This window comes from Psychrobium sp. MM17-31 (assembly GCF_022347785.1).
Classification (GTDB): domain Bacteria; phylum Pseudomonadota; class Gammaproteobacteria; order Enterobacterales; family Psychrobiaceae; genus Psychrobium.
On record NZ_JAKRGA010000003.1, the window covers coordinates 62,513 to 76,445 of the forward strand.

A 13,933-nucleotide genomic window follows, 5' to 3' on the forward strand; every position below is an offset into this window, starting at 1 on the left:
AAATAATGATAGAAGCAGATAGACTGATCCAAGCCGAATCTATGGACGAGAGCGAGCATAATATCGATCGCGCAATGCGACCGAAAATGCTCGATGATTACACTGGCCAAACTGATGCTAAGGCGCAGTTACGTATTTTTATTAAAGCGGCGAAACAGCGGGATGAAGCATTGGATCACATGTTGGTTTATGGCCCACCGGGTTTAGGTAAAACGACACTCGCTCATATCGTTGCTAACGAAATGGAAGTCAACGTTAAAACAACCTCTGGTCCAGTGCTTGAAAAGGCTGGGGACTTGGCCGCACTGCTAACTAACCTTGAACACGGCGATATTTTATTTATCGACGAGATCCATCGCTTAAGTCCGGTCGTTGAAGAAATTCTCTATCCAGCGATGGAAGATTATCAGCTCGATATCATGATTGGCGAGGGCCCAGCTGCACGCTCAATCAAGTTAGAGTTACCACCATTTACTCTAATAGGTGCAACCACGCGCGCAGGTTCATTAACTTCACCACTACGAGCGCGTTTCGGCATTCCGCTGCGATTAGAGTTTTATACAGTTGAACAGCTTACTGACATCGTGACTCGCAGTGCGGGACAATTAGAAGTTGATATTGATCGCGGCGGCGCAACCGAAATCGCTAGACGTTCTCGCGGTACACCGCGTATTGCTAACAGATTATTACGCCGCGTGCGAGATTTCGCGCAGGTGAGTTATGACGGCAGGATCACCCAAGAAGTCGCTAACGAGTCGTTGTCTGTCCTAGATGTTGATAGCGAGGGTTTTGATTTTATGGATCGTAAGATGCTAATGACTATTATCGAGAAGTTCGACGGTGGTCCAGTCGGTTTAGATAATCTTGCGGCGGCAATTGGTGAGGATAAAGACACGCTTGAAGATGTAATTGAACCTTTTTTAATTCAACAAGGCTTTATTCAACGTACTCATCGCGGCCGAATTGCAACGGCACAAACCTACCTTCATTTTGGTTTATCATCCAATAAAGATTAATCTTCTTAAAAAGTTGGCTAGAGTTACTCTGGTCAGCGCTTCAAAAGCGAGTTTCTTAAATTTCAGGCAAAAAAAAGCCCACTAAAAAGGCAGTGGGCTTAAATGACCGACAATGGTCAAATAGGAAGTTAAGTAATTCACAAAAGAGATAACTTTGTTAACGGCGAACTACTAGGCCGTTAACTAAGAGGCAGTTAACAAGAGCGCCTCTCGAGATGGGTGCATAATACGCTGGTCGAACCTTTCATTCAAACTAGAAAATCTGCGAATTAGCATTAGAAAAACTAATGACTAATCTTGGCGCTGCATAAATAATAGCCTTTAGATGGCCATTTGGCGGGTGTTAAGTAAAACCAGTGCATAGTCATGCAGTTGCTACGAATTACCAAAAGTTATCAAAGTGTGAACTTGATCGCCTTTTGTTAAACGCATGTATGAATTAGCACGAATTGTAACAGGATGATTCAGGCATTTGGTTAAAAATGCCTGTCTGAGATTAATTTATACAATTGACGGGCTGTGATGTTGATACAAAGCCGATTCTATAGTAGTTTCAGCCATTAAATTTTAGTTGTGAAGTTTACTTAATGATTTTTGAATTTCCCGTTCGCGTCTACTACGAAGACACCGATGCTGGTGGTGTCGTTTATCATTCAAATTACCTGAATTTTTATGAGCGTGCTCGTACAGAGTTTTTGCGTAGCCTCGGCTTTGAACAAGATGTATTGCTTGAACAAGGATTAGCTTTTGTAGTGCGACGTTGTGAATTGGATTATTTGATTGCGGCGAGATTTAACGATCAATTAGTCGTAACTGTCGAAGTTGAACAACTGAAACGAGCAAGCGTTGTTTTTAAACAAAAAATTTCCACTATTGATGGGAACCTGTTGAGCAGTGCACAGGTCGTAGTGGTTTGCGTGGCACTTGAAGCCATGAAACCGACAGCTATTCCAAGCCATATTTTAAAGGAGTTACAGCGTGCAAGCTGAATTATCGTTCATTGATTTATTTTTAGAAGCCAGTCTATTAGTTCAACTTGTTATGCTAGCGTTGTTAATGGCATCCATTGTTTCTTGGACCGTTATCTTCCAACGCCGTAGTTTACTCAATACCGCGAAAGCGAATCTCAAAAAATTCGAAGATAAGTTTTGGAGCGGTGCAGATCTTTCATCTATCTATAAAGAAGTTTCAGCGCGCTCAGGCACTAACGGTGGCGTTGAGCAAATGTTCAGTGCTGGCTTTAAGGAGTTCGCGCGTTTACGTCAGACGTCTTCTACGAACCCAGATGCAATAATTGCTGGTTCACACCGTGCAATGCGTATCGTTCTCTCTCGTGAAATTGATCGTTTAGAGCACAATCTGTCGTTTCTTGCGACTGTCGGTTCGATCACGCCATACGTTGGTTTATTCGGTACCGTTTGGGGCATCATGAACTCGTTTATTGCGTTAGGGGCTGTGCAACAAGCTACGTTACAAATGGTAGCGCCAGGTATCGCTGAAGCGCTGATTGCGACAGCCATGGGCTTATTCGCCGCTATCCCAGCAGTAATCGCCTACAACAAATTTTCAACCACCGTTGATAAGCTTGAAAACAGCTATGCAAACTTTATGGAAGAGTTCTCTTCAATTCTTCAACGTGAAGCTTATGCGGCCTCTGAAAAAGCAGGACAATAGTCATGCAGTATCAACGTAAGAAAAGACGTTTAAACTCTGACATCAATGTAGTGCCATACATTGATGTAATGTTAGTGCTACTGATTATCTTTATGGCGACAGCGCCGCTGGTTGTACAGGGCGTGAAAGTTGATTTACCTAAGGCGTCTGCAAAAGCATTACCAGAAGAGAAAAATGTGCCGCTGATTGCTTCGGTAAAGGCCGATGGTACTTACTACCTAACTGTCGGTGACAATCCGCGTGAAGAGCTTAGCCAAGAAGAATTAGCGACCTTGGTTGCCGCGCATCTTCAGTTAAAACCAGATACGCCAGTGATGGTTAAAGGCGATCGCACTGTCTCTTATGACCACATTTTGCAACTAATGGTCACGCTTCAGGGCGCAGGCGCACCATCGGTTGGTTTAATGACAGATCCAGTAGAAGGCAAATAGTAGTATGAGTAGCGAAACCAACGTCATTAAAGCAGCGCTGTCGTCAGTGACGCTTCACGTAGTTATAGTTGGTGGTTTGGTTGCTGGCGCAGTGATTACGCCGCCGAAGAAACCTACGTTAGAAGTTACTCTCGCCAACGACAAACCAATTGTTAAAGCTGCAATGGTCAACAATGACGATGTGCAAAAACAAGTTGAGCGTCTAAAGAAAGAAAAGGCAGATGCTAAACGCGCCGAAGAGTTACGTCAGAAAAAGCTCAAGGAAGAACAAAAGCGCATTCGCGATTTAGAACGCCAGCGTAAGAAAAAACAGGCTGAGAAACGCGCTGCCGATCGCGCTGCTAAAAAAGCTCGCGATGAAGCCGCAAAACAAAAGAAAGCAGCGGAAGACGCGATAAAGAAAGCTAAGGCGAAACAAAGAGCAGAAGCTGAGAAAGCCAAGAAAATTAAAGCAGAGCGTATTCGCCAAGAAAAGGCGGCTGCTGAAGCCAAGGCTAAACGTATCGCGGCAGAAAAAGCAGCTAAGGCAAAAGCTGAGCGACTGCGCAAAGAGAAGTTAGCCAAAGAAAAAGCGGCGCGTGAACAGCGCGAGCGCGAAGAGGCGTTAGCTAAAGAGCTGGCTGAAGAGCAAGCTGCACTGGCTAAAGCACGTCAGGCAAAAGTTATGACGGAAGTACAAAAGTACACCAGTCTTATCTCGGCAACGATTAAGCGTAACTGGGTTACTGATCAGAGTATGAAAGGCAAGGAATGTGTACTGAACATTCGTTTAGCGTCATCTGGTTTTGTAACTCGTGTAACTCGCGTTTCGGGTGACACCATTGTTTGTCAGTCAGCTATTGCTGCGGTACAAAAGGCAAGCACATTGCCAATGTCGAAAGATCCGCAAGTTTACGCAAAACTAAAAGAAATAAACTTAACCGTACAACCAGAGTTCGATTAATGAAATCAATTGTAAAATATTGCCTGCTTGCAGGTTTAGTGATGACGCAGCCGGCAAAAGCTGCCATCGATATTGTAATCACGGAAGGTGTTAATAGCGCACGGCCGATTGCTGTAGTGCCGTTTAAATGGCAAGGCACAGGCCCAAAGCCGAAAGAGCTAGCCAGTGTCATTGCCAACGATTTGCGTTTTTCTGGCCGTTTTAACCCATCAGCGGTTTTTTCGATGCCATCGCAGCCATCGACCGACGGAGAGATTGATTATGGTCAATGGGCACAGCTAGGTATTGAAGCTATGGTGGTTGGCACTATAAAACCATTTAAAGACGGCCGTTATGTAGTCGGTTTTGAGCTTGTTGATGTGCTCAGTGCAAATGCGACTAAAGCTAACGGCCAAGTACTACAAAATGGCAAACTGGTCGCTTCAAATGCCCATGTTTTAGATTCTCGTGAAACGGTAATTTCACTCGATGAATTTAGACAATATGCCCATCGCATTAGTGATGTTGTTTACGAGAAACTCACTGGCGAGCGCGGTGCATTCCGCACAAAGATCGCTTATGTGTTAGTCAACCGTGCAAGTTTAGAATATAAATATCGCTTAATGATTGCCGACTTTGATGGTCACAATGAAGTTGAAATATTACGCTCTCGAGAGCCATTGATGTCTCCGTCGTGGTCGCCAGATGGTACAAAGTTGGCGTACGTGTCGTTTGAAAATAAACGTCAGCAAATTTTCATTCAAGACATTTACACCCAACAACGTGAAAAAGTCAGTAGTTTCCAGGGCATAAATAGTGCACCGCGTTTTTCACCTGACGGTAAAAAGCTCGCATTAGTACTATCAAAAGATGGTAATCCTGATTTGTATACTTTGGATTTAGCGACTAAAGTTGTTACCCGAATTACCAAGAATCGCGCTATTGATACAGAACCGAGCTGGTCTCCTGATGGAAAAAATTTGGTCTTTACTTCCGAGAGAGGTGGTAAACCACAGATTTATCAAGTAAATTTAGACACGCGCCGCATTAAGCGAGTGACTTTTGAAGGCGAAATGAACCTTGGTGGCTCGATTACACCGAAAAATGATGAAATAGTCATGGTGAATCGCACGCGAGGCAAGTATCATATCGCCAAGCAAGATTTGCGAACCAGCAGTTTGCAAGTATTGACGAAAACACGACTCGACGAGTCGCCGAGTATTGCGCCGAACGGCAGCATGATTATTTACGGCACGACTTATCGAGGACAACAAGTGTTAGGACTGGTATCTATTGACGGTCGCTTTAAGGCTCGATTACCAGTGAGTGATGGTGAAATCAAAGCGCCAGCTTGGTCACCATACATCTATTAATAAAAATTTTAATTAATTTAAATAACTATTTAGATAACTGTTTAGATAACTAAAGGAACGGAAAATGCGTTTAAATAAAATTGTTAAGGGGATTGCTGTAGCCATTCCTATGTTCGCTCTAGCTGCATGTGGTTCAACGTCTACTGCTGATAGCGATGCATCAGAAACAAACCAAACTAACCAACAGCAAACTGTTGATAATGGTGCACAAACTAGTGGTATGGTAAAACCTAAAACTCCTGAAGAAATTAAACGCGAAGCGATGGAAGAATTACGTAAAGAGCACATCGTATACTTCGACTTCGATACGTCAAATGTTTCAAGCCAGTTCTCTTCAATGTTAGATGCACACGCTGCATTCTTACGTGCTAACCCAAGCGTTAAAGTACTTGTTGAAGGTCACGCTGATGAGCGCGGTACGCCTGAGTACAACATCGCACTTGGCGAGCGTCGTGCTAAAGCAGTAGCTCGTTACCTAGAAGGTTTAGGTGTTAACGCATCTCAAATCGAAACTGTTTCTTACGGCGAAGAAAAGCCATTAGACAACAGCCGCACTGAAGCTGGTTTTGCTAAAAACCGTCGTGCAGTATTAGTATACTAATCACAACATAATTAAGAACTAATGAAAAATCTTATTGCATTAGGTCTCTTAATGGCGGGGAGCGCAACCGCGCAAACCGCCAAAGTCGTCGACTTATCCTCTTCCCCTGACCAACGCATTGCAGCTCTTGAGCAAATGTTGGTTCAAAAAGGCAAAACACAACTCGAAATGCAACAGCATATCGATAGCCTCCAACAAGAATTGAATGAGCTACGCGGCTTAAACGAGACTCAAGAACACCGACTAAATCAAATTCTGCAACGTCAGCGCGAGTTGTATCAAGAAGTTGATAAGTTACTTACCAAATTAAATGCTGCTGTAGTTACACCGACGAACGAGGTTGTTGATGTTACTAATCCAACAGCAGGGGCACCGCTTTCTGAAAGTGGCGCTTATGAGTTTGCTCTTAATCTAGCACTCAAGGATAAGAAGTTTGACGAGGCGATTGAAAAATTCAAAGCCTATCAAACACAATATCCAGAATCGTCTTACTTATCTAACGTACACTATTGGTTAGGTCAGCTTTATATTACTAAAGGTAATGCCGCTGAAGCTAAGATTCAGTTTGAAGCCTTAGTTAACAATTTTCCAGAATCAATCAAGCGCGGTGACGCCTTGGTGAAACTAGCGAAGATTGCCCAAGATGAAAACGCGTTAGATAAAGCAAAGGCACTTTATCAGCAAACCATTAAAGAGTATGCCGATTCGTCTGCCGCTCAAATCGCAAAAACGCGATTGAAAGGGTTGCGGTAAGTTTATACCCATGCTGCTTGGAAATGCGTGAATTCAGCAAGGCGAGAAGCGTGCCAAAGACAAGGCATAAAATGAGTGGTGTGGTTATTCCCCATCCGAATTTTATAACGTAGGATTTGGTCGCTTATCGGCTTGCCCTACGGGAGACTGGGTAGAAAGCGATTACTGCGTTATGATTTCTAATTAGGGAATAACCATTAATTAAAAATCATGCCTTGTACTCGCATCCTACCCAGTCTCTGAAACCTGCATTTTCAAGTAGCATGGGTATTTAACTAATTGAATGACTACGCCTTATCGACATTTTTTAGCAAAAATGCTGTTTTTGTAATCTAAAAAATGTCGAGTCGTTCGAAAAGTTATCAATTAAACGAAAAAGTTAAAAATATAGGTTGCGCTTAAAATATTAATCAGTATTATTAGCGCCCGTTGCAGGGGAGATGTGAAGCACTTCACTTGCAAGTAAACGTTGGGTCATTAGCTCAGTTGGTAGAGCAGTGGACTTTTAATCCATTGGTCGTAGGTTCGAATCCTACATGACCCACCAACGTTTTCATTGAAATGGTTTTACCCCATATTGGTAATATGTGGGTCATTAGCTCAGTTGGTAGAGCAGTGGACTTTTAATCCATTGGTCGTAGGTTCGAATCCTACATGACCCACCACTTCAATTCTTGCTTAGTAAAATATTATGCCTTGGGTCATTAGCTCAGTTGGTAGAGCAGTGGACTTTTAATCCATTGGTCGTAGGTTCGAATCCTACATGACCCACCAAGCATAACTTTTACAACAACAGTCTTATTGATGAGCGGGTCATTAGCTCAGTTGGTAGAGCAGTGGACTTTTAATCCATTGGTCGTAGGTTCGAATCCTACATGACCCACCAATCAATAAAATGTAAGCTGTTGGGTCATTAGCTCAGTTGGTAGAGCAGTGGACTTTTAATCCATTGGTCGTAGGTTCGAATCCTACATGACCCACCAAGTTTACCCAAATATCTGTTGGGTCATTAGCTCAGTTGGTAGAGCAGTGGACTTTTAATCCATTGGTCGTAGGTTCGAATCCTACATGACCCACCAATATTTCATCATGCCTTTTAGGGTCATTAGCTCAGTTGGTAGAGCAGTGGACTTTTAATCCATTGGTCGTAGGTTCGAATCCTACATGACCCACCAATCTCCTTGATATTCCGATTTTTATTCAGCTAAACTTATTAGCCATTAGTCTTACGTTTGCGTAAACTGCATCTTTTGATATAAACTCTCTTTCTCTGTTAGATCTAATAAGTCGTTGTTTTAAAAGCTTATAACAGTTTATTTTTAACAATCTTATTACAAAATGCCATATACGACCAAGGTCTTACGACTTTTTGCGCATTCCCAAGGATCTGTCTTTGCTTGATATTTGAACACACCTAAACAAGGAGAATAAGAACGTGTTATTAAAAAAACTAAAATTAAATAAAATAGCAATGACCGTTGCACTTGCGGCCGCTGCAACCACGGCGCAAGCTGGCTATAAAATTAAGTTAACTGATAAAGATTCAATTGAATTTGGTGGTTATTTAAAGGCTGACGCTCGTTATGTGACGGGTGAAGTTGGCTATCGTGATTTCTGGATCGGACAAGGTACACCAGTTGCAGACAGCAGTCAGTTTAAAATTCATGCAAAAGAAACCCGTTTTAATACTAAGTATACCCATGGCGATGTGATGGCGTTTATTGAAATGGATTTCTACGGCGGTGGCGGTAATGAAATTATTTCTAACTCGTCCCACCCACGTATTCGTCACGCATTTGTTAAGTATGACAAATGGCTGATGGGTCAAACGTGGTCAACCTTTATGAATACCAGCGCAATTGCCGAAACGGTAGATTTTGCAGGTGCGACTATGGGCTTAGTGTTCAACCGTCAAGGTCAGATCCGATACACTAATGGTGGGCTACAGCTTTCAATAGAGAATCCAGAAACCTGGGGCACAGACATTCATGGCGATGCAGCAAGTACTGCGAACGACAAAATCCCTGATATCGTAGGTAAATATACCTTTAAAGGTGATTGGGGTAACGTTTCTGTGGGTGCTGTTTTCCAAAAAGTAGATTCAGAAGTAAGTAATGAAACGGGTATCGGTTACTCGGTAGCTGGTCGCATTAAAACGGTTGGCAAAGATGACTTACGTTTCCAACTTCACATGGGACAAACAGGTCGTTATGTAGGTGTTGTAGCATCTCAAGGTTTGGTAAACGGTGAATATGAAGATCAAACAGCCTTCACTGTTGCTTATCGTCATTTCTGGAACGAAGGTGATCGTTCAACTATTTACTATGGCTCTGTGGACACAGACTTAAGTAACAAAAACCGTAGTCAATTTGGCGTAAACTACTTTAAAGCATTAACCAATAAACTATCTGTTGGTATGGAATACGGTCGCTTTACTCAAGATGATGATGGCGCTGAAGAAGTTAGTTCTGATTACTTGCAAATCTCAGCAGTATTCAAGTTCTAATCACAACTTTTGTACAGTCAAAAAGCCAATGATTTTTCATTGGCTTTTTTGTTTTTACGCAAAGGGTTGGCGTAAAAATTACTTGTTGAATAACTTAGTATGAGGTAATAATGAACCCTCATTGGAAAGTTTTATAAGACAACGTTGTTAAGGAGAAAGGTTGCATGGCCTCAGGTAAATTTCGTTTGATAACCCGCAGTGATTTTGATGGATTAGTGTCTGCTGTACTGCTAAAGCATCTGGGACTAGTAGAAGAAATACTCTTTGCACATCCCAAAGATATGCAAGATGGTAAAATAGAAGTAACCAGCAACGATATTTCCACCAACCTCCCTTATGTGCCTGCCGTTCATATTGCATTTGATCACCATTTATCAGAAACAAAACGCAACGATAGTGGACTAAATAATCATGTGATTGACGCTGACGCACCATCTGCTGCACGTGTTGTATGGCAATATTACGGCGGTCATCGCTCTTTCCCTGTCGAATGGGATGGGATGATGGAAGCGGTAGATAAAGGTGACTCTGCACAATTTAATATGGATGAAGTGATCAACCCAGAGGGTTGGGATTTATTAAACTTCATTATGGATGCGCGCACTGGCTTAGGGCGTTTTCGCGAGTTTCGCATTTCGAACTATCAATTGATGATGGAGCTCATTGATTGGTGTCGCACTTCGCCAATTGAAGAGATCATGCAAAAAGAAGATGTTCAAGAGCGTGTCAAGTTATACCAAGATCAACAGGCGTTGTTTAAAGAGCAAGTTACTCGTTGTAGTACCGTTCACAAAAACCTTGTTGTGTTAGATTTACGAGATGAAGAGGTTATTTACGCCGGTAATCGCTTCTTAATTTATGCGCTATTTCCACAGTGTAATATTTCGATTCATCAAATGTGGGGATTTAAGAAACAGAATATTGTTTTTGCAACAGGCAAGTCGATTTTTGATCGCTCGTCAAAGACAAACGTTGGCGATTTGATGCTTGAAAATAACGGCGGTGGCCACGATGCGGCAGGCACCTGTCAAATTCCAATCGATGAAGCGGATGACGTATTGGAAAATCTGATTGCTCGTATTACCGCGGATGGTTAATCCGTTTTAATTTTAAGCAGTTAAGCGACTTTTAAATGCCTTACTTAACAATCTCGTTGTTTTTGTAGGGCATTACTTCCTTTCAAATTCTGACTCCCCTATAATCGAAACAAATTTCAAATGGCGCTATGCCACTAAAACAATAAAGTGAGTATCATGGATCAACAATCTCTTGAGTATATTAAATCTAGCATTAAAGCTGTCGCAGACTATCCGAAAGAGGGGATCATGTTCCGCGATGTAACATCTTTACTAGAAGATCCTAAAGCTTTTGCGCTTACCGTAGAGTTATTGGCGGAAAAATTCTCAGAGGGTGGATTTACTAAGATCGTTGGCACTGAAGCACGCGGATTTATTTTCGGTGCGCCATTAGCGTTAGCGTTAGGCATTGGTTTTGTACCAGCCCGTAAGCCAGGTAAATTACCACGTAAAACAATTTCTCAAGACTACACCTTAGAGTACGGTACCGACACGCTGCAGATTCATGAAGATGCATTATCGAGCGATGACAAAGTATTAATCGTTGATGATTTGTTGGCAACAGGCGGCACTGTAGAAGCAACGATTAAATTAATCAAACAAATTGGCGCTGAAGTATCTGATGCGGCCTTCGTTATTTCATTACCAGACCTAGGCGGTGAGACACGTTTATCAGCGCTTGACGTTAATATCACAACGCTAGTTGAGTTTGAAGGCGAATAATTAATATCAATTGGGCGATTGAGGGCGAGATGTCTTATCAAGTATTAGCGAGAAAGTGGCGACCGAGTAAGTTTGAAGAAGTTGTCGGTCAACAGCATGTATTGCAAGCACTAGTAAATGCGCTAGAGCAACAACGCTTGCACCATGCATATCTGTTTAGCGGTACACGAGGCGTCGGTAAAACCTCGATCGCTCGATTGCTCGCCAAATGCCTAAATTGTGAAGTCGCCGTTTCTGCTTCCCCTTGTGGAGAGTGTGAAAGTTGTCAGCAAATTGAGCAAGGCCGTTTTATTGATTTAATTGAAATCGATGCCGCCTCTCGCACCAAGGTAGAAGATACCCGCGAAATTCTCGATAACGTTCAATATAAGCCAACTCGCGCTCGTTATAAGATTTATCTTATTGACGAAGTGCACATGCTATCGCGCAGCAGTTTCAATGCACTTTTAAAAACCCTAGAAGAGCCGCCTGAGCACGTAAAGTTCTTATTTGCGACAACTGAGACTCAGAAACTGCCAGTGACGATTTTATCTCGCTGTTTGCAATTTAATCTCAAGGCATTAAGTCCCCGTCAGATTTCTACCCAACTAGCCAACATATTAACTGCCGAAAACATTAATTTTGACGAAGGCGCCCTAGGCTTATTGAGTCAAAGTGCAAAGGGCAGTATGCGTGACGCGTTAAGCTTAACCGATCAAGCTATTTCCCATGGAAGCGGCGCGTTAAGTCAAGATGTCGTCGGTCAGATGTTAGGGACTATCGATGTTGATCATAGCGCACAGCTTTTAACGCTTGCGCTAAATGGAGATGCAGCAGCTCTGTTTGCCTATTGCGAACAAGTAGCACAGCTTAGCCCTGACTTTGATGCGTTATTAGGGCAGATGATTGACAGCGTTCATTTCGCATCGATGGCACAAGTAGTAAAGAACTCAGCAAGGCTTGCCAATCAGCCGCGTGGTGTGATCGCACTTGCTCAATACGACGCAGAATTGCTGCAATTGTTTTATAGCTTGCTATTGCAAGGGCGCAAAGAGTTACCATTTGCAAACGATCCACACAGTGGTTTTGAAATGGTATTGCTGCGTTTATTGGCATTTAAGCCCAAAACAATTAACGTGCAAAGCGATGTTGAAAACGCTGAGCCGACCACAAATCATAAAGCTGAAGACGAAGATCAGACGCATGCAAATATGCTTGCACAAGAACAAGCGTCGATTATGGCTCAGGCTCAAGTCCAGCGTTCGTCAGCCGGTCCTGTCGGTTTAGCTGCTGTTAAAGCGGCGCTACACGGTGAAAAAAAAACTGAGCCCGTAGCGACCGTTGAGCAGGCGGAAACTAATGAGTCACAAGCTGAAAAACAAGGAGAGCTTAACGAGCAATCGCCTTCGACTGTTCAAGAGCACTCATCTTCTATTGCGCCGCAACAAGGTGAAATGACACCAACTCCGTCACCAGAGCCTAAACTCGTCTCAGCGGAACCAATACAACAGGATACGTCAGCGCAAAGCGTTGCTATTGCACCAACACAAAACACTGCACCTGACCAATCAGTGAGTGACTCTGAAGAACCTGCTGTTTCAAAAATTGTATCGTCAGCGCCAGTTCCTTCACCTCAATCTGGTACTGACACAATGGCTTCAGACCCAATGGGTAATGCAGCGCAATCTGCAAATGATTTTAGCGACGAAGAAATGCTAAACATGTCAATGGCAATGGCTCATGATGAGCACGAATACTACGAGCCAGTTGATATTAATCAGGCGCTACCAGAGCATAACGAAACAGCTTCTTCAAACAAGTTATCTAGCAGTAATTTAGGTTCTTCAAATGACAATCAAGCCGCGTTGAATACCAAATTCAATGCCGGGGATATCAATGCGTTTTTACAAGCTAAAAATAAGCTGAAATCGAAACGTGAGAGTAGCGAGGGGGATAGCGGAAAAAAGCCCCAAGCGGTAAGTGATGATCTAACGCAAAAATTCGGCGGTCACTTACCACAACAAACAAGCGACGTAATTGAGCAAACCGTAGATTCGTTACCAGTGGTAAGCCCTGAAAACTTAGTCGCTAAGACGAGTGCTATCCCAAATGATAATGCGCCTGTGGAAGATACACCTGTTGCTTTGGTTGAAGATCCCGCACTTTTGTTAGCGCCTAATTCAGATGATCCTTGGACCTTAATGATTGAAGAAATGGCTTTGGGCGGGCGATTGCGACAGCTCGCAATCCATTCTGTCTATGAGCGAACAGGCAATACAGTCCATTTATTATTGGCTAATGAACATCGCCATCTCAACGCAGAAACTGCATTAGATGCCTTGTCGAAAAAGCTCACTGCGCTGCATGATGCACCTATTGAGCTTGAAGTAGAGATTGGCGACAATGAGGTTAAGACGCCGTTTGAAATCGCGCAAGATTTACATCAGCATCGTTTATCATTAGCGGCAGATTGCATAAAAGCAGACGAAGGTGTACTGAATTTTATTTCTCAGTTCGACGCTAATTTAGTAGATGAGAGTATCAAATATCGCACGTTAAAAGCGATTAGCTAACCTGAATTTGGGTTAAGAGATGATATTAGATGCGTATTATCAATAAATTGCCACATACACTTTCTGATTAGTCATTTTCTTCGATAACAAGGAAAATCTGCGCGTCAATAGCTTCGCCTATTGCAAGTAGATTTAACGTAGTTAGCGGTGGAAAGGGCTTTCAGAAAGGCATTTGTTAGCCCGAGTTTAGGTTACTTAACCCTTGAATTTCACGCAAGTGACCTTATATTTCACTTGTGCCTCGCAGCAGAGCGAGTAAAATAATATAAAAATGTGCGGTGTATATTTTCGCACTCAATCAACAAA

12 protein-coding genes and 7 tRNA genes are annotated in these 13,933 nt (G+C 42.8%); all 19 read left to right on the forward strand.

The features are described 5' to 3' along the window. Positions 1-5: 5 nt before the first annotated feature. The 19 genes from ruvB to dnaX all read left to right on the forward strand — a co-directional run bounded on the left by ruvB (position 6) and on the right by dnaX (position 13,627). The gene (ruvB, locus tag MHM98_RS09075; protein WP_239438964.1) at positions 6-1,016 is read left to right on the forward strand and encodes a Holliday junction branch migration DNA helicase RuvB; all 1,011 of its coding nucleotides are present in this window, start codon (positions 6-8) and stop codon (positions 1,014-1,016) included. A 587-nt stretch (positions 1,017-1,603) separates the two neighbouring features. Next, positions 1,604-2,005 carry a tol-pal system-associated acyl-CoA thioesterase gene (gene ybgC / locus MHM98_RS09080; RefSeq protein ID WP_239438965.1) on the forward strand — a complete coding sequence of 134 codons (402 nt, stop codon included), beginning with the start codon at positions 1,604-1,606 and terminating at the stop codon, positions 2,003-2,005. Beyond that, complete coding sequence (tolQ, locus tag MHM98_RS09085; RefSeq protein WP_239438966.1) at positions 1,995-2,690, forward strand: protein TolQ; 696 nt, start codon at positions 1,995-1,997, stop codon at positions 2,688-2,690. The genes ybgC and tolQ overlap by 11 nt, the downstream gene beginning before the upstream one ends. 2 nt (positions 2,691-2,692) lie before the next feature. Beyond that, the gene (gene tolR, locus MHM98_RS09090) at positions 2,693-3,121 is read left to right on the forward strand and encodes a protein TolR (protein ID WP_239438967.1); all 429 of its coding nucleotides are present in this window, start codon (positions 2,693-2,695) and stop codon (positions 3,119-3,121) included. Between the two features lie 4 nt (positions 3,122-3,125). Then, on the forward strand, positions 3,126-4,064 hold the full coding sequence (tolA, locus tag MHM98_RS09095) for a cell envelope integrity protein TolA (RefSeq protein WP_239438968.1): 939 nt from the start codon (positions 3,126-3,128) through the stop codon (positions 4,062-4,064). Further along, positions 4,064-5,416, forward strand: a complete 1,353-nt coding sequence (tolB, locus tag MHM98_RS09100; protein WP_239438969.1) for a Tol-Pal system beta propeller repeat protein TolB — start codon at positions 4,064-4,066, stop codon at positions 5,414-5,416. The genes tolA and tolB overlap by 1 nt, the downstream gene beginning before the upstream one ends. A gap of 64 nt (positions 5,417-5,480) precedes the next feature. Beyond that, positions 5,481-6,017 carry a peptidoglycan-associated lipoprotein Pal gene (gene pal, locus MHM98_RS09105; RefSeq protein ID WP_239438970.1) on the forward strand — a complete coding sequence of 179 codons (537 nt, stop codon included), beginning with the start codon at positions 5,481-5,483 and terminating at the stop codon, positions 6,015-6,017. Positions 6,018-6,038: 21 nt separating this feature from the next. Continuing rightward, a complete protein-coding gene (gene ybgF / locus MHM98_RS09110; protein ID WP_239438971.1) occupies positions 6,039-6,770 on the forward strand; it encodes a tol-pal system protein YbgF in 732 nt (243 codons plus the stop codon). Between the two features lie 471 nt (positions 6,771-7,241). Beyond that, a tRNA-Lys gene (locus MHM98_RS09115) sits at positions 7,242-7,317 on the forward strand. Between the two features lie 42 nt (positions 7,318-7,359). Further along, positions 7,360-7,435: transfer RNA gene (locus tag MHM98_RS09120), tRNA-Lys, on the forward strand. A gap of 33 nt (positions 7,436-7,468) precedes the next feature. After that, a tRNA-Lys gene (locus MHM98_RS09125) sits at positions 7,469-7,544 on the forward strand. Positions 7,545-7,580: 36 nt separating this feature from the next. Then, positions 7,581-7,656: transfer RNA gene (locus MHM98_RS09130), tRNA-Lys, on the forward strand. 21 nt (positions 7,657-7,677) lie between these two features. Next, positions 7,678-7,753, forward strand: a tRNA-Lys gene (locus tag MHM98_RS09135). A 20-nt stretch (positions 7,754-7,773) separates the two neighbouring features. Then, a tRNA-Lys gene (locus tag MHM98_RS09140) sits at positions 7,774-7,849 on the forward strand. Positions 7,850-7,869: 20 nt separating this feature from the next. Next, a tRNA-Lys gene (locus tag MHM98_RS09145) sits at positions 7,870-7,945 on the forward strand. Between the two features lie 260 nt (positions 7,946-8,205). After that, positions 8,206-9,276: a DcaP family trimeric outer membrane transporter gene (locus MHM98_RS09150; protein ID WP_239438972.1), complete on the forward strand. Its 1,071-nt coding sequence runs from the start codon at positions 8,206-8,208 to the stop codon at positions 9,274-9,276. Positions 9,277-9,440: 164 nt separating this feature from the next. Further along, positions 9,441-10,373 (forward strand): exopolyphosphatase, encoded by a 933-nt coding sequence (locus MHM98_RS09155; RefSeq protein WP_239438973.1) that lies wholly within the window; start codon positions 9,441-9,443, stop codon positions 10,371-10,373. A gap of 156 nt (positions 10,374-10,529) precedes the next feature. Beyond that, the gene (gene apt / locus MHM98_RS09160; protein ID WP_239438974.1) at positions 10,530-11,075 is read left to right on the forward strand and encodes an adenine phosphoribosyltransferase; all 546 of its coding nucleotides are present in this window, start codon (positions 10,530-10,532) and stop codon (positions 11,073-11,075) included. 29 nt (positions 11,076-11,104) lie between these two features. Beyond that, positions 11,105-13,627: a DNA polymerase III subunit gamma/tau gene (gene dnaX, locus MHM98_RS09165; protein WP_239438975.1), complete on the forward strand. Its 2,523-nt coding sequence runs from the start codon at positions 11,105-11,107 to the stop codon at positions 13,625-13,627. Positions 13,628-13,933 lie beyond the last annotated feature (306 nt).